This is a genomic window from Atopobacter phocae ATCC BAA-285, assembly GCF_000526675.1.
Classification (GTDB): domain Bacteria; phylum Bacillota; class Bacilli; order Lactobacillales; family Aerococcaceae; genus Atopobacter; species Atopobacter phocae.
In genome coordinates this window covers 1-16,601 of record NZ_JAGN01000040.1, presented here as the reverse complement: position 1 = coordinate 16,601, position 16,601 = coordinate 1, and the positions used below count along the sequence as shown (strand labels likewise).

15 protein-coding genes are annotated in these 16,601 nt (G+C 32.2%); 13 read left to right on the top strand and 2 right to left on the bottom strand.

All coding sequences use genetic code 11. From position 1 onward, the window contains the following. Positions 1–303: 303 nt before the first annotated feature. From rpsA to nth, 12 genes are all read left to right on the top strand, one after another. Positions 304–1,563, top strand: coding sequence for a 30S ribosomal protein S1 (rpsA, locus tag L866_RS0106785; protein WP_025730408.1), 1,260 nt, complete (start codon positions 304–306; stop codon positions 1,561–1,563). A 97-nt stretch (positions 1,564–1,660) separates the two neighbouring features. Further along, positions 1,661–2,974, top strand: a complete 1,314-nt coding sequence (gene der, locus L866_RS0106780; RefSeq protein WP_025730406.1) for a ribosome biogenesis GTPase Der — start codon at positions 1,661–1,663, stop codon at positions 2,972–2,974. 199 nt (positions 2,975–3,173) lie between these two features. Beyond that, positions 3,174–3,452, top strand: coding sequence for an HU family DNA-binding protein (locus L866_RS0106775; protein ID WP_025730404.1), 279 nt, complete (start codon positions 3,174–3,176; stop codon positions 3,450–3,452). Between the two features lie 240 nt (positions 3,453–3,692). Further along, positions 3,693–4,970 carry a tetratricopeptide repeat protein gene (locus L866_RS0106770; RefSeq protein ID WP_025730402.1) on the top strand — a complete coding sequence of 426 codons (1,278 nt, stop codon included), beginning with the start codon at positions 3,693–3,695 and terminating at the stop codon, positions 4,968–4,970. Continuing rightward, the gene (locus tag L866_RS0106765) at positions 4,957–5,490 is read left to right on the top strand and encodes a YpiB family protein (protein WP_025730399.1); all 534 of its coding nucleotides are present in this window, start codon (positions 4,957–4,959) and stop codon (positions 5,488–5,490) included. The genes L866_RS0106770 and L866_RS0106765 overlap by 14 nt, the downstream gene beginning before the upstream one ends. Before the next feature lies 1 nt (position 5,491). Next, positions 5,492–6,709 carry a CCA tRNA nucleotidyltransferase gene (locus L866_RS0106760; RefSeq protein WP_025730396.1) on the top strand — a complete coding sequence of 406 codons (1,218 nt, stop codon included), beginning with the start codon at positions 5,492–5,494 and terminating at the stop codon, positions 6,707–6,709. A 103-nt stretch (positions 6,710–6,812) separates the two neighbouring features. Next, positions 6,813–7,286 (top strand): hypothetical protein, encoded by a 474-nt coding sequence (locus L866_RS0106755; protein ID WP_025730394.1) that lies wholly within the window; start codon positions 6,813–6,815, stop codon positions 7,284–7,286. Between the two features lie 84 nt (positions 7,287–7,370). After that, complete coding sequence (locus L866_RS0106750) at positions 7,371–9,791, top strand: exonuclease domain-containing protein (protein ID WP_025730392.1); 2,421 nt, start codon at positions 7,371–7,373, stop codon at positions 9,789–9,791. A gap of 105 nt (positions 9,792–9,896) precedes the next feature. Further along, entirely contained in the window at positions 9,897–10,376 is a 480-nt protein-coding gene (locus tag L866_RS0106745) for a cell wall elongation regulator TseB-like domain-containing protein (protein WP_025730390.1), read from the top strand. A 20-nt stretch (positions 10,377–10,396) separates the two neighbouring features. Beyond that, the gene (gene asnS, locus L866_RS0106740) at positions 10,397–11,695 is read left to right on the top strand and encodes an asparagine--tRNA ligase (RefSeq protein WP_025730388.1); all 1,299 of its coding nucleotides are present in this window, start codon (positions 10,397–10,399) and stop codon (positions 11,693–11,695) included. 29 nt (positions 11,696–11,724) lie between these two features. Beyond that, on the top strand, positions 11,725–12,399 hold the full coding sequence (locus tag L866_RS0106735; RefSeq protein WP_025730386.1) for a DnaD domain protein: 675 nt from the start codon (positions 11,725–11,727) through the stop codon (positions 12,397–12,399). A 23-nt stretch (positions 12,400–12,422) separates the two neighbouring features. Continuing rightward, complete coding sequence (gene nth / locus L866_RS0106730) at positions 12,423–13,058, top strand: endonuclease III (protein ID WP_025730384.1); 636 nt, start codon at positions 12,423–12,425, stop codon at positions 13,056–13,058. 39 nt (positions 13,059–13,097) lie between these two features. On the opposite strand, the gene L866_RS0106725 is transcribed toward nth, so the two are convergent. Together L866_RS0106725 and recU are read right to left on the bottom strand one after the other, a co-directional pair. Further along, positions 13,098–15,530, bottom strand: a complete 2,433-nt coding sequence (locus tag L866_RS0106725; protein WP_025730382.1) for a penicillin-binding protein 1A — start codon at positions 15,528–15,530, stop codon at positions 13,098–13,100. Further along, a complete protein-coding gene (recU, locus tag L866_RS0106720; protein WP_025730381.1) occupies positions 15,511–16,119 on the bottom strand; it encodes a Holliday junction resolvase RecU in 609 nt (202 codons plus the stop codon). The genes L866_RS0106725 and recU overlap by 20 nt, the downstream gene beginning before the upstream one ends. Positions 16,120–16,420: 301 nt before the next feature. Here recU and L866_RS0106715 point away from each other — a divergent pair. Beyond that, the coding region (locus L866_RS0106715) for a transposase (protein WP_025730379.1) at positions 16,421–16,601 on the top strand (181 nt) is incomplete at its 3' end.

Genomic DNA, 16,601 nt, shown 5'->3' with positions numbered 1-16,601 from the left:
CAATCGGTTAATTGGCGCTGTCCTGATGGACACACATGACGAATGGCTCAGTTCTACAAGAAAGTATATCAAGTTTAACCAGTAAGAGAGTATAGAACATTGTATAGTATTTTACACAAGATTATGGACTTGACTAAAAAATTTGTAGATAATATTTTAAAAGAAATAACAATAACTGAATAAATTGTAAAGATATTATTCACTAAACTAGACCTTAAAGCAAAAGTGTGATAGTATGGGACTATCGAGTGTTTTATATAATTACAATGTAAAGCACTATTGCAAATTAGGAGGAATTTTTATATGACAGAATTAGAAAACAACGCACAATTAGAACAACAAGAAATCGGTTCAGAAACTCAAACAATGGAAGATGCTCTTGAGCAAGTTCAAGAAATTAGCATCGGTGATGTTGTAATGGGTGAAGTATTATCAATCCAAGATGATAACCAAGTTATCGTGGGAATAATTGGTAGCGGAGTAGAAGGTGTCGTACCTCGTAATGAGCTTAGTGCAACTTCATTTGATTCCATTACAGATATCGTAACTGAAGGCGACGAAGTTGAACTTGTTGTCATTAAATCAAATAAAGATAAAGAGAATGGAAGCTTTACATTATCACGTAAACGTTTAGAATCTAAAAAAGTTTGGGATGAAATTCAAACAAAATTCGAAAATGGTGAAACAGTAACTGCTCCAGTTAAAGATGTTGTTAAAGGTGGTTTAGTTGTTGATCTAGGTGTACGTGGTTTCGTACCAGCATCAATGGTAGCTAACTATTACGTAGATGACTTCTCAAGCTACAAAGGTCAAGAATTAGAATTCAAAATCATTGAAATTGAACCAAGTGAAAACCGTTTAATTTTAAGCCGTAAAGAATTAGCTGAAGCTGAACAAGCTGAAAAACGTAATGAATTCTTGCAAGAAGTTGAAGAAGGTTCTATTTTAGAAGGAACTGTAGCGCGTTTAACTAACTTTGGTGCATTCATTGATCTAGGATCAGTTGATGGTTTAGTTCATATTTCACAAATTGCTCATCATCATGTTAAAAATCCTGCTGATGAATTAACAATCGGTGACAAAGTTCAAGTTAAAGTTTTAGCAATTGATTTAGAACGTGGTCGCGTATCATTATCAATTAAAGAAACTCAAGCAGGACCTTGGGAAGCATTAGTTGAAGAAGTAAGTGTTGATGATGTTTTAGCAGGAACGGTTAAACGTTTAACAGCTTTTGGTGCTTTTGTTGAAGTTCGTCCTGGCGTTGAAGGATTAGTTCATATCTCTCAAATTTCTCATGATCACATCGCTACACCAAACGATAAATTAAAAGAAGGTCAAGAAGTTCAAGTTAAAGTTCTTGATATTAAACCAGAAGACCAACGTTTATCATTATCAATTAAAGCTTTAGAAGAAAAACCTGCTGAAGAAAAACCAGCGGCTTCTAAACCAAAGAAACAAGCTAAACCTCAAAAACAAGTTGAAATGCCAGAAGATGAATCAGGTTTTACATTAGGTGATTTATTAGGTGATCAATTAGCAAACTTTGCGAACGAGGATAACTAATCATTACTTGGATTTAAAAAGCTATATTTGTGAAGGGCTTGGGACTGTCAGTTCCGAGCTTTTCTTTTTCTAATAATACACACAAGGAGGGGAATATATGAAAATACCTACAATAGCAATTGTTGGACGTCCAAACGTTGGAAAGTCCACATTATTTAACCGATTAGTCGGTGAGCGTTTATCAATTGTTGAAGACGTTCCAGGAGTTACTAGAGACCGTCTATATGCACGTGGAGAGTGGTTAGGACAACCATTTAATGTCATTGATACAGGAGGAATTGAAATTGAAAATACCCCATTTATGGATCAAATTCGATTTCAAGCGCAAGTTGCGATAGATGAAGCAGATATTATTGTGATGGTAAGTGACATTAGAGCGGGCATGACAAATGACGATTTAATGATTGCTAGTATTTTAAATAAAAGTGATAAACCAGTCTTTTTAGCGATTAATAAGGTGGATAATCCTGAGCAACGTTTAGAAGTATTTGATTTCTATCAATTAGGATTAGGCGATCCGTATCCTGTTTCAAGTAGTCATGGACTAGGATTAGGTGATTTACTAGATGATGTATTCGCGAAATTACCGATTATCGGTGATGAAGAAAATGAAGAACATATTATTTCTTTTTGTTTGATTGGACGACCTAACGTTGGAAAATCCAGTTTAGTAAATAAAATTTTAGGAGAAGATCGTGTTATTGTTTCAGATATTGCTGGGACTACGCGTGACGCGATACATACGTACTTTAGAGATAAAGACGGAAATGAATTCAAAATGGTTGATACAGCTGGTATTCGTCGTCGTGGTAAGGTTGAACAAGGCACAGAAAAATATAGTGTTCTTCGCAGTATGCGAGCAATTGAAGAAAGTGACATTGTCTTAATTGTTATCAATGCAGAAGAAGGAATTCGTGAACAAGATAAAAGAATTGCTGGTTTAGCACATGATGAAGGTAAAGGTGTTATCATTGTTGTCAATAAATGGGATGCGATTGAAAAAGATACGCATACTATGAAAAAATTTGAAACAGATGTGCGTGAAGAATTTAAATATTTAAGCTATGCACCGATTTTATTCGTATCAGCCTTAAGTGGACAAAGAGTATTAGATATTATGCCTAAATTACTATTAATCCATCAAGAACGAATTAAACGTATTAATTCAAGTTTATTAAATAACTTATTATTAGATGCTGTAGCGATGAATCCTACGCCTACGGATAAAGGACGTCGTTTAAAAATATTCTACATCACGCAAGTAGCTATAAAACCACCAACTTTTGTAGTATTTGTTAATGATAAAGAATTAATGCATTTTAGCTATATTCGATTTCTAGATAACCAAATTCGTGAACGCTTTGGTTTTAAAGGGACACCAATTCGCCTAATTACAAGAGAAAGAAAGTAATAAATACGAGCATAACATATTAAAAATTTATTCTTTATTAATCAATAGTTTTTAGTTAAAACCATTTAAAATTCATTGTTATTAATGTATTTTTATGCTAAAATAGTTTAAGGATAAATCGTAAGATTTATTTACTCTCTATTAATAAATAGAGGCGAAAGATGTCATAGCACATCAGGTTGAGGAGGTGAAAGTCAATATGGTTAATAAAGCTCAATTAGTTGAACGTATTGCAGAAAAAACAGAATTAAAGAAAAAAGATGTTACTTCTACAGTAGACGCTTTATTTGAAGTGATTGAAGAAGCGCTTAAAGATGGTGAAAAAGTTCAAGTAGTTGGATTTGGAAACTTTGAAGTACGTGATCGTGCTGCTCGTAAGGGTCGCAATCCACAAACTGGTGAAGAAATTCAAATTCCAGCAAGTAAAGTACCTGCATTCAAACCAGGTAAAGCATTGAAAGATGCAGTTAAAGCTTAATTAAATAGTAATTAATGTTATTTTACATTTGGAATAACATAAAAATAAAAAGGAGAAAGCTCAAGCTTTCTCCTTTTTGTATCTTATCGTTTAAAGTGCCCTTTATCTTATTGTTAATAAAGTGCAGAAATTTGAGCCTAAATTTTGAAATAAAAACTATCAGTTAAAAAGGAATAAAAATTTTCGATTTATGATAAACTATAAATAAAGTAGCGTAAATTTTATTTAAAGGGTGAGTGCATGTTTTTTAATCAAATCAATCAGTTCATAAGTGATAATGAATGGGATCAATTGAATTTATATATAATGAAACATCTCGATGAAATCGCTCAATTATCTTTTGATAAATGTTATGAAATTATTGAAATTTTACTTCATTATGATTATCGTTTACAAGTAAGAGATTTATTAATAAAATATATCGAATTAAACCCGCAATCTACTTATAAAGAAGAAATGACAATTCTCTTAGCGACTATACTACATAGTTTAATGGAAAATGATGAAGCTTTATCATATTTATATCAAATTAATCAAACATCCGATGCTTATTATGATCGTTTGATGATTGAGGCATCTATATATGAATCAGAAGGCGATATTGAAATGTCTCAATACAAACTGTTACAAGCACAAGATCGATTACCAAATTTAGAAAATGAATTGTCAATAATAGAAGGCAACTTAATGATGGGCTACTATGAAAAAGTAGAAAAAGGATTAGACGAATTTAAACGTCATTTTTCAAATGAAATAGATTCCAAAATTAAGGATCAATATTATATCCTATTATCACAATTAGAAGAAATATATCAAGACATAGAAGGAGCGATCCAGTCAATTGAAAAAGTTTCCATGCAGTCGCAAACTGAATTGTTAAAATTAAGATTAGTTAATTTATATTTAGAATTAAATAATCTCACGCAAGCAAAAGAAAAACTAAAAGATTTTCCTAGTAGTAACGTAAAGACGCGTCTTGAAGCAAAAATTTCAATGAAGGAAAATGATTGGACACATGCGATGACTTTGTTAAAACCGATTGTAAAACAAGATGTGACTGATATTGAGGCAGCTTTTTTACTTATTCAAGTATATAAGAAAGAAAGATTATACGTTCAAGCGATTGATGTTGCGGAAAATGCCATATCTGTCCATCCACACGTTGAGCATTTAAATCGCGAATACATTGAATTGCTAAGAGAATTAGAAGCTTATGATAAAATCATTTCTTTAAATGAGGACCTCAAGTATCCTTTTAAAGACGAACCATGGTTTTTATGGGCTCTTGCTTTGGCTTATCAAGAGGAAGAAAAAAATGTTATTGAAACAAAACAAATGTTTGAATCAGCTTATTTCAGTTTTAAAGGTTATCCAAGTTTTATAAAAGATTATGCTCATTTTTTAAGAGAAATTGGCGACAAAGCACAACTAAAAATATTATTGGAAACAGCTAAACAAGATGATGTCTTTTCAAGTGATTTAGATTATTTGGAGGAATATTTGTATGACACATTCTAGCAATGATAAAAAACGATTTTTGAAATGGTTTATTGAAAATTATGAGTTAAGTCGTCGAGAAAGCTTGTGGATTTTAAATTATTTATTAAATCATGATTTCATTCTTCCGCGTATTCATTTTTCAGACGACGTTCATTTAACTGATAACGGTTTAGTTATGAGTATCAAAGATGCACCAGAGCGTTCATTTGAATACTACCAAAATGGTCGCTTAATTCAAGATCCTGAAATCGCCTTTCATGAATTGCGAACAAATTGGCGTAAAGATTTTTATGTCGAATTATTATTTGATCATTCTTATGAAACGTTATTATCATTCAACATTTATGAGGCACATCAAGAACAAGACCAAGAAGAACTTGAGAAAAAAAGTGAAGCAACTGATTCGGCGCTTCGTTCAATCAATCGGATGTTAAAAGAAAATCAATTAAAACAAGCAATTGATCGTGCTTTAGATGATAATGATTTTGAGACTGTCAAAAAATTAAGTGACGAACTAATAACTTTAAAGGAAGACTGATATGCAAGTAAAACTTACTCATGAATTATTTCAAGAAGCTATACCAGTAATTGAACAAATTGAACAAGCAGGCTTTGAAGCATATTTTGTTGGCGGGAGTGTAAGAGATATTATTTTAGATCGTCCGATTCATGATATCGATATCGCGACTAGTGCAACACCTGAAGAAATAAAATCAATTTTCAGTCGCACAATCGATGTGGGGATTGACCACGGTACGGTCATGGTACTTTTTGAAAAAGCAAGTTATGAAATAACTACATATCGTTCAGAAGGTACATACTCCGATCATAGACGTCCTGATCAAGTTGAATTTGTAAGAGATTTGAAAGAAGACTTATTAAGACGAGATTTCACAATGAATGCTTTAGCATTATCGCGTACTGGTCAAATAATTGATTACTATGACGGGCAAGGTGATATTAAACGACAACAAATAGCTTGTGTTGGTAATCCTTATGAGCGTTTTAATGAAGATGCATTAAGAATAATGCGTGCGCTAAGATTTATGGCACAACTTAATTTTACGATCTCTCATGCAACACTAGAGGCAATTAGAGCATTAAATGAGCAGTTAAAGTTAATATCAATCGAACGTATGACAATTGAGTGGCATAAATTATGTTTAGGAAAAGCTTACCCCCAAGCGATTCGATTAATGTTATCAAGTGGGGTAGCTGAACAATTACCAGCTATAGACTATTTTAGAAAAAGTTTACATATATTGACTGAACATCCAATTCAATGGCGCGATGAAGCGGATGTGTGGACGACTGTGCTGTTCCTATCAAATCATTCATCAGATATGGTTCATCACATTCAAACGGCTTATAAGTTATCTAATCAATTAACACAACAGATTAAACAACGACTTTTAGCTTTAAATCAATTAAACACGCGTTTGGACAAGAAATGGTCTAATAAAGAATTATATGAATTAAACGTTAATATTGAGTCAGCTGCTCATTTAGCTGCCCAATTGTTTGAAGATTTTAAAGACGATGATGCATCCTTAAGATATAATACATTGCCGATTCATAGTAAACGAGATATTGTCGTAACAGGGAAAGAATTAAAACAATTGATTCCACCTTCTTCAATTTATAGCGTTATTTTAAACGATATAGAAGAAAAAATATTGAATCATCATTTACAGAATGAACAAAATGAATTATTGGATTATATACAATTTAATTACAAAGACTATTTATGTTTTTAATTTTGAAAGACGATTTAAAGTTTGCTATAATGACGATAGAAGCGAGTATTGAAGTGTTTTCATTTACTCGAATATAACAGTTAAAAACGAAAGAGGGATAATTATGAAAAAAGTTATGTCAGCTTTAAGATTTATTTTGCGCAATGGAGAAACATGGACAGTGAACCGTAACTTGATTGGTGATTTATGGATTAAACAAGTTTCTACTTCTTTTGGACGAATTAATGGTGGTGGCTTCCAAGAAATTCATCCATGCGAATCAATTAAAATTGAAATATTGCCAGAAGCAGATAGTGTACTTTCTGAAGACATCAACTTAGGTGGTCTTGAATCAGGTATGTTTGAACGTGTAATGAAGCATCCTGATATTGAAATGATGGATATTTTATATCGTGATTTAGAACATCCAAAATCAGATACAATTGTTGCGAAAGATCGCATCTATTTCCCTTATACACCAGAAGATGAAGATGGAAACGATAACGGCTATCAATCATCAAAACTTGGAAAAGATAATCATTTATATTTAGTGATTGATCCAAATAATCATGTTGATGACATTTATCCAGAAGTGTAGTCAATCGCTTAAACATTAAATGAGGCTGATTTTTCAGCCTCATTTATTTTTATCAAACGATATATTGTAGAAAGGAGTAAAAGTATGAACGAACCGATTTATGCAGTAGTGGATGTTGAAACAACTGGCACAGACTTTGAAAATGGGGACCGAATTATTCAAGTAGGCTGTGTGATTGTCAAAGGGCAAGAAATTATCAACTCGTATGATATGCTTATACAACCAGAACGCCCAATCCCAAAAGAAATTACTGCATTGACTAAAATATCAAATCATGACGTTCAAGATGCAATGACTTTTGAAGAAGTCGCTCCTTTTTTACATCAAATGCTATCAGAATGTATATTTGTCGCACATGGGGCAACATTTGATTTTCATTTTATAAATGAATCTTTTAAAATGTGTGGTTTTCCTTCCTTAGAAGTTTCAGTAATCGATACGGTGGAACTCGCTCAGGTCGTTTACCCAGAAATAAACCGTTACAAACTTTCATTATTAGCTCAAGATTTGAATATTTCTTTAAAACATGCACATTCTGCATTTTATGATGCCTACGCTACTGCAGAAATCTTAATCAAATGTGAAGAGCGTATTCGTACATGGTCAATTTCTTTTATTTCAGAAATCATTCGTCATCAGGAAGCATTTTTATCTGACAATGTAATTTTTTTTGAAGGGATTCAAAAGTCGATAGAAGAAAAGGGTAATGAACATAGTAATCATTTAGTTCGAATTTTCCCCAAATTATGGATTAATCAAACTTTTTTTAACCATTTAAAATTGCTTGAAAATCAATCGATTATAGAAAAGAACGATAAAAAAGATAGTTTTTCATCGGCCATTCATTTAATGAAACATCATGATATGAAGCATGATGCTTTAAAAATGTATGAGTTAGCAAAAGAAGAACCTCTTTTAATCGTTTCTTCAGATCAAGCACTCAAAGATTTTTTTCAAGAAACAGATGTAACAGTTAATCAATTGCACGCTGCATATCATTATATTCATCTCGAAAAATTTTATGACTTATTTAATCGATTTAAGCAGCAATCACGATTTTCAAAGTTAACATTACTGGCCTGCTTTGTTTGGTTATCTTTAACGGAAGATGGATGCTTAAAAGAGCTAGGGCGGATACCACGTGACCAAAAAATAGTTAATCAAATTGCTTGTCGTCCGACAGATACTTATACAACCTATAATGCATATGGAGCTAACCTTTTAAAAAGTCAACAAGCAACTGTTCTTTTAATTTCACCGACGTATTTTTTAAATTATGGTCCATTATTTAAACGCAGAATGATTATACACCATATAAATGACCTAAAGAAAAGATTGGTCCACTATCAAACGATAGAATTGAACATGCATGAACTCCAAAAGTTTGTAGATGAACTATCACAAGCAGAACAACAGCACATTAAAAAGAATCAAGCGCTAATTATTAATCAACATATTAAGCAACTAAATCAATTGTTAAATGGCGCAACAATTAGTTATCATCGACTGATTGATGAACAAAGTCAAATTACAGCTTCTTTTAATGACAAAGAATATGTTTATTGTGCGCAACAAGTGTTACATCAATCCGAATTGTTCGATTATTTAGAGCGTATTCAAAAAACTTGGGAATTTATTCAATCTTTCTTAGTAACTGAACAAATTCAAAAGGCGCATTTGTCACTAAAGTCTTTAAAAAAGTTATTAACATATGATTCACGTTATATATTGGAATTATCAAAAGACTTATTGAATATACGAAAAATATTAGTATTACCAGAGCAATTATTAATCGATCAGTTGAATCAATACCCGGGTGATAAATATATTTTTTACTTTGATCAACAAGAGGTTAATTTTTTTAATGATACAATTAACGAGTCAAAAAATGAAATAATTGATCCAAATATGCGTCCACAATTAAATATTATTAATAAAGAAGACGCTCTTTCGAATGACAGAGAGAAAGAAGAATTACATCAATTATATGAACAAGTAATCACTCAATATCAAGCAAATACACAAGCGACTTTAATTGTATGTTCTTCTCAAAAATCAATTGAATACTTATATCACTTATTAAAAGTTGATTATTTTGATCAATTATTAGCCTTAAATATGACAGGTAAACCAGACGTCATATTAAAATCGATTGATTTAATCATTCATCCAATTATTTTAACTACACCGAGTCTTTTATCAATGTATAATTGGAGTCATTTAAACATACAGTCTATATTTATCGCTAAATTACCATTTGCATATATGGATGATCCGCTCGTTCATGCAACAAGGGAATATTATCACCTAACTCATCAAAACTTTTTTAAAGAGTGGTATTTCCCACAAATGATACATAGTTTACGACGAATCTTTTATTTAACCAATCTCAATAACAATGCTCATATAAATTATTGGTTATTCGATTCGCGCTTAAATAAAAAAACTTATCGCATAGACTTTTTGAAAGTTTTTCGTAAGGAATTTCAAATTGATACGTTTTAAAACAGCAAAGTATAAGGCATTAAAATTATGTAAATGCACTATAAATTGCTAATGTTTTCGTGTATGATAGACAAGAGAATGTGGTAAAAGTTTTGGAGGAATTCAATGAAGAAAAAGATAATTCACACCTCTATAATCATTGTCTTATTATTAATGATTGTACTCGTTACAATCTATCAAAAAAGCCAAGCACCACTGTTTAAGGCTGAAGAGCGAGCCATTGCATTAGTTAAGAAAAAACATCAAATTAAGTCTGTTCAAAATTTTTACTGGTTTCATTCAAAAAAATCATATTGGACAGTTGAAGCAATTGATAAAAAAGATCAAGTCTTTTTCAGTGTAATTGATACTAAAAATAAACATGAAAAAGTATATTTAGAAACAGATATTCTAAATGAAAAAGAAGCTAAAGCAATTACAATGGATGAATTGAAGTTGACCGGTAAGGAAGTAAAAGAAGCTCGTTTAGGTTTAATAGATAATGAACCCGTATGGGAAGTTAATTATAAAAAAGGTGCTTCTATGGGCTATTATTTTTTGAATGCTAAGTCAGGTCAATGGATTAAACATATTTCTAATATTTAGACAAAGGAAGGAATAAAACTATGAGTTATTTGACAATTTTAGAAGCAAAAAAACATATTGGTGAAGATATTAAAATTGGCGCTTGGATTACAAATAAGCGTTCAAGTGGTAAAATTATTTTCTTACAACTTAGAGATGGTTCTGCCTTCTTCCAAGGAATTGTGCTAAAAAATGAAGTAGGAGAAGAAATGTTTGAGTCTATTAAACATTTATCACAAGAGACATCTGTTGAAATTTTGGGAACTGTTCAAGAAGATACAAGAAGTTCATTAGGTGTAGAAATATTAGTTAAAGACTTACAAGTAATTGGTTCAAGTCAAGAATATCCAATTACTCCAAAAGAACATGGAACAGACTTCTTAATGGATCATCGTCACTTATGGTTACGTTCTTCAAAACAACACGCTGTAATGGTTGTTCGAAACGAGTTAATTCGTGCAACATATGAATACTTTAATCAACATGGCTTTTTAAAGATTGATCCACCAATTTTAACAGGTTCATCACCAGAAGGAACAAGTGAATTATTCCATACAGAATATTTTGATCGTGATGCTTACCTAAGTCAATCTGGCCAATTATATATGGAAGCAGCAGCGATGGCTTTTGGAAAAGTTTTTTCTTTCGGCCCAACTTTCCGTGCTGAAAAATCTAAAACACGTCGTCATCTGATTGAATTTTGGATGATGGAACCAGAAATGGCTAATACAACGCAAGATGAATCTCTTGAAGTGCAAGAAGATTACTTATCATATATTATTAAAAGTGTTATTGAAAATTGTCCATTAGCTTTAGAAACATTAGGACGAGATATAGAAGTATTAAAAACTTATACAGAATTACCTTATCCACGTATTAGTTATGATGATGCGATTGAATTATTAATTAAAAATGGATTTGATGATATTCAATGGGGTGATGATTTTGGGTCGCCACATGAAACATTTATTGCTAGTCATTTTTCAAAACCAGTATTCATTTTAAATTATCCTAAAGCGATTAAACCATTCTACATGAAAGCTCATCCAGATCGTGATGACGTTGTATTATGTGCCGATTTAATTGCGCCTGAGGGATACGGTGAAATTATTGGTGGTTCTCAACGTGAGGATGATTTAGAAACAATGATTAGTAACATCGAAAAACATAACTTACCAATTGAAGAATATAAATGGTATGTAGATTTATTAAGATATGGTGGAGTGCCACATTCTGGATTTGGATTAGGTTTAGAACGTACAGTAACATTTGTTTGTGGTATTGATCACGTTCGAGAAGCTATTCCGTTTCCACGTTTATTGAACCGTATTTATCCTTAATTGGTAGACATGAAGAAGGAGAGGGAATGATGGCAAATTGGCTCGAGTCATCTTTTGTTACGATTCCTTCTGTATTATTAGAGCATTATTCATCAGTTGGTTTAACGCCAACTGAAATGATGCTCTATTTACATTTATGGAGTAATCGTAATGGTAAGTATAGTAATCCAAACATGACTAAAATTGAAGAGGAAATGGGAATTGACTTAAATCAAATTTATGCATTGATTCAATCTTTAATAGACAAAAAAGGTATTTTATTAGAAACAAGTTATACAACGAATGGGAAACAAACGCATCATTATAATCTATTTCCTTTAATTGATTTAATTGATTATCAATTATCTATGAACGATAAAGAATTAGAATATGTTGATGAACATGATTTAATTCAATCGATTCAAACAGAGTTTAATCATCAATTGAGTCCAATGGAATTAGAATTAGTAAAAGAATGGGTACAAAAATATCATTATCCGTTAGATATGTTAAAACGCGCTTTGAAAGAAACTGTTTTAAATAAAGCAAATAGTCTCAAGTATATGGATCGTATTTTATCAAGATGGGAAGATTTAGGTTTAACTACTTCACAAAAGATTGATGACTATTTATCGCAAAAGAGACAATCTCCGATTAAAAACAAAACGACTGCATCAAGTGGACAAGTCAATATTCCTCTAGAAGATTGGTTAAATGGTAATTAATTTATTTATAAAAAGGAGTAAATATGTCAAGTGATATAAATATTAGACACATTCTCGATGTCATGGCTGAAATGTTTCCTGAAGCAAAAGCCGAACTCGAACACGATACACCTTTTCAATTATTAGTAGCCACTATTTTAAGTGCACAGGCAACAGACGTATCGGTAAATAAAGCAACAAAATCATTATTTAAAAAATTTGGCACGCCAGAAACAATGGCTAAAGCTTCTATTTTAGAAATCGAATCAGAAATTAAAACGATTGGTTTATATCGTAATAAAGCGAAATTTTTGAAAGCTACTGCTGAACAATTAATTGAAAAATATAATGGAGAAGTTCCTACTTCAAAAAAAGAATTAGTTAAGTTGCCAGGAGTGGGAGTTAAAACAGCAAATGTTGTTGTTAGCGTTGCTTTTAATATTCCTGCTATTGCAGTCGATACACATGTTGAGCGTGTATCAAAACGATTAGGTATCGTTCCAAAGCAATCGAGTGTAACACAAGTTGAAAAGCAATTAGAAGCAATTATTCCTAAAGAGGAATGGTCTATTTCTCATCATCGATTTATTTTCTTTGGTCGATATCACTGTACTTCGCGTTCGCCTAAGTGTGAAGCGTGTCCATTAAAAAAGGAATGTGTCTATTTTCAAAATCTATAAAAAAACAACCAATTCTCTTTCTGAGAATTGGTTGTTTTTTTAGTTTGTATCGGATCCTGTTACGCTTTCTGGATTAGTCGGTGGACTATTTGGAGATGGGGTAGTATCGTCTGACGATTCAGTATCTGTTTTATTACTTGACGATGAATCAGGTACTGTAAACGTATTTGATACACTGTCACTTTTCTTACCTTTGGAAAAAGCAGTAATTGAAATTGAAATTGAGTCACCAGGATCAACATTTGTTACAGTTAATGAGTTTTCTTTTAATTTAGTAGTTTGTCCATTAACGGATACTTCATACTCTAAATCATCTATATCAGGTCCAATCCATGTAAAAGTCACAGAATGAGCTGCCGCATTGTACGTTGCATTAACATTTGTAGGTGCCTCTAATTCTGGCTTAGGCTTTTCAAAGTATAATGTGTTAGCTGGCAAATGTCCTTTTATAAATAATTCGTTTCGAATCATATTAGCCGGTGTGTATTGACCAGCTAATGCAAGGGGTTGACTGCCCAATACGATTGCTTTACGGACAACATTATTAGGTTGTTTCCAATCAGATGGAGCAGCTTGTGCGTTAAAATAATTCATCATTTGACGATAAATCAATTTAGAAATTTCTTGATCTTGGTAATTTAAAGCATGTTCTGTTTTAAACGGATCATCATAACCTGTCCAAACAGAAATAACGTTATCTTGAGTGTATCCAACAAACCAAGAATCAGGTACACCTTCAGAACCCACAAGCCCTAACTGTTTCAATTGATCATCAGTGTAGTTGCTCGTTCCTGTTTTTCCAGCTTCTGGTAATCCACTATTAATATTTGAAGCTGTTCCATAACTAAATACATCTTTTAACATATCAGTTACCATATAGGCAGTTTCAGGTTTTAATACTTGATCTTGTGATTGATTCAATTCTATTTCTTCACCATCTCGCTTAATGATACGAGTGACTCCGTGAGGCTTTTGGAACATGCCTTCATTTGCAAAAGCACGATATGCCCCAGCTAATTTTAATGGTGATACTTCGCCTGTAATTGAATTAGCTTCTACTAATCCATTACTTCCGTGATTATTTAAGCGTATATCTAATTTTTTAAGAAAAGCATCGATATTATCTCGGCTATTTTTTTGGAAAATTTTTAACGCAGGAATATTTCTAGAATAGGCTAGAGCTGTTCTTGCAGTCATCGTTCCCATATAATCGCGGTCCCAGTTATTAATGGGGTCGCCATTAGAATATTTATAAGGTTCATCAACGATTGTTTCACCTGTAGACATGTGTGAGTATTCAATAGCTGGACCATAATCGGTCAACGGCTTAATTGTTGATCCGATAGAACGTTTAAGTTGAGTTGCACGGTTATAGCCTAATAAGACTTCTTGATGACGTCCACCTATGATCGCTTTAATGCCACCAGTTTTTGAATCCAATACGGTGACAGCGCTTTGCATATCTTGATCGCGATAAGGAATAACGTCACTATTATTGACTAAATCATATAATTTATTTTGAGCGTCCGTATCAAGTGTTGTATAAATTGTTAGACCATCTTTGTAAACATCCAAATCGGTTTCTCTTTTTACTTCATCGACAATGACTTGAATAAATGAATCATTAACTAAATCTAATTCATTTTCAGTATGTTCAGTAATGAGATTCTGTTCAAGTGGTTCATTAATAGCTTCATTATAATCTTCATCTGAAATAAATTTCATGCTATGCATTTGTTGAAGAACCAAATTCCGACGTCTAGTTGCTTCTTCTGGATGACGATATGGATCATAATTACTTGGGGCTTGTGGCATCCCAGCTAACAGGGCAGTTTGTGCTAATGTTAACTCGTTTAATGGTTTATCAAAATAATATTTAGCAGCAGTGCGAACACCAAATACGTTATTAGCTAAATAGATTTTATTTAAATAGAGTGTTAAAATTTGTTCTTTTGAGTACTCGTGTTCAACTTTTAATGCGAGAATAGCTTCTTGAATTTTGCGTTTAAACGTTCGATCAGAATTAGCTGTCGAGAATTTAGACAGTTTAATCAACTGTTGTGTAATCGTACTTCCACCTTGAGAAAGAGATTTATTTTTTATGTTTGAAACTGCAGCTCCGACAATTCGAATGGGGTCTATTCCAAAATGTTTATAAAAGCGCTGATCTTCAATTGAAATAATCGCGTTTTTCATTTGTTCTGGCACTTCACTAGCAGCAACAATTTCTCGATTTTCACCACCAATTTCAGCAATTAATTCTTCATTGATATCATAAATCTTAGTTTCGACACTGCCTTCTAAATCAGCAGCTGTTAATTCAGGCGCAGTTATAGCAAAATAACCAACAGTTAAGCCACCTCCGACAACGACTAATGCGATTACAAACATTAGAAAAGAAAATATTTTTTTTAAGACAGAACGTTTTTTCTTAGTTCGACGTCTGTTCTTTTTATTTCTCGATTGATTCATCTGAATCCTCCTTTAGAAAATCTAAATAGTGATCAACAGCTTCAATATAAGCTAATCGAGGTAAATAACCCATTCGAATTGGAAAAGAAGAATGAGCAATTACATCGTAGGGAATAGATTGTTTTAATTTTCTATTATCCCAGTATTCTTTTATTAACGAAAAAGGAACTAAATAACATAGTTCGTAATGCTTAAAGTACATTATGACAAAACTAATTCCGCCTTGTTTTTCACATGCATCCATATGTTGAATTTGATGATGTGAAAAATTGTCAAGAGGGAAGCGCGTTTTTAATTTAGTAGTTTTTGCTTCAAAATCAAGGTATAACCCGTTGTATACACCGTTATAATCAGTTGTCGAAGCTTCTTTATAATATGCTTCAGTTATTTTGACAGCAGAACGTTTAGGATAATCTACTTTAACAATTTGAATGGGCGTAGGCTTCTTATGAATAACGGCTATGCCACGATTTAAATAGTATTCGTTTGACTCATTCAACCAATCTTCTAATCGCATCCCTCTACGAGCATGCGAGGTTGATGTATGAGTTAATGTCCGCCGGTTCATCCCATTTGGATAATTAATCATTCAAACACTCCTCTATACTTTATTATATCAAAACATATGATTGAGTGATACGTTATTAACGAGTCTTAACAGTTCGTTAAATTTATTTAATATTTATCTTTAATAAATAAATTCGTCCAAAATAAAAATATACCACTTTATTAAAAAAATAAAAGAGAACTGACCGACAAAATACATTAAATAAACCTGTCTTTGTGATTAATGATAAAGTCCATATAATTGTGTAAAAGATAAAAGGTCATATAAAGCTCCTTTTACGGTACAATGTTTTTACCACAAAACATACCTAGGAGGACTTTACATGACCCAAGTACATTTTACAATGAATAGAGAAGAGGTTCAAAGCATTATTGAACATTCGGTAAAAGATGATGCCTCGAAAAGCATTTTGACAACAGTGTTCAACCAATTGATGGAGAATCAACGAACAGAATATATCCAGGCCGATAACTATGAACGAGCAGAAAGTCGTCAGAGCCAAA

Coding starts and splice junctions, on each gene's coding strand:
- rpsA (WP_025730408.1), top strand. CDS start 304: ATGACAGAATTAGAAAACAACGCACAATTAGAACAACAAGAAATCGGT.
- der (WP_025730406.1), top strand. CDS start 1,661: ATGAAAATACCTACAATAGCAATTGTTGGACGTCCAAACGTTGGAAAG.
- L866_RS0106775 (WP_025730404.1), top strand. CDS start 3,174: ATGGTTAATAAAGCTCAATTAGTTGAACGTATTGCAGAAAAAACAGAA.
- L866_RS0106770 (WP_025730402.1), top strand. CDS start 3,693: ATGTTTTTTAATCAAATCAATCAGTTCATAAGTGATAATGAATGGGAT.
- L866_RS0106765 (WP_025730399.1), top strand. CDS start 4,957: ATGACACATTCTAGCAATGATAAAAAACGATTTTTGAAATGGTTTATT.
- L866_RS0106760 (WP_025730396.1), top strand. CDS start 5,492: ATGCAAGTAAAACTTACTCATGAATTATTTCAAGAAGCTATACCAGTA.
- L866_RS0106755 (WP_025730394.1), top strand. CDS start 6,813: ATGAAAAAAGTTATGTCAGCTTTAAGATTTATTTTGCGCAATGGAGAA.
- L866_RS0106750 (WP_025730392.1), top strand. CDS start 7,371: ATGAACGAACCGATTTATGCAGTAGTGGATGTTGAAACAACTGGCACA.
- L866_RS0106745 (WP_025730390.1), top strand. CDS start 9,897: ATGAAGAAAAAGATAATTCACACCTCTATAATCATTGTCTTATTATTA.
- asnS (WP_025730388.1), top strand. CDS start 10,397: ATGAGTTATTTGACAATTTTAGAAGCAAAAAAACATATTGGTGAAGAT.
- L866_RS0106735 (WP_025730386.1), top strand. CDS start 11,725: ATGGCAAATTGGCTCGAGTCATCTTTTGTTACGATTCCTTCTGTATTA.
- nth (WP_025730384.1), top strand. CDS start 12,423: ATGTCAAGTGATATAAATATTAGACACATTCTCGATGTCATGGCTGAA.
- L866_RS0106725 (WP_025730382.1), bottom strand. CDS start 15,530: ATGAATCAATCGAGAAATAAAAAGAACAGACGTCGAACTAAGAAAAAA.
- recU (WP_025730381.1), bottom strand. CDS start 16,119: ATGATTAATTATCCAAATGGGATGAACCGGCGGACATTAACTCATACA.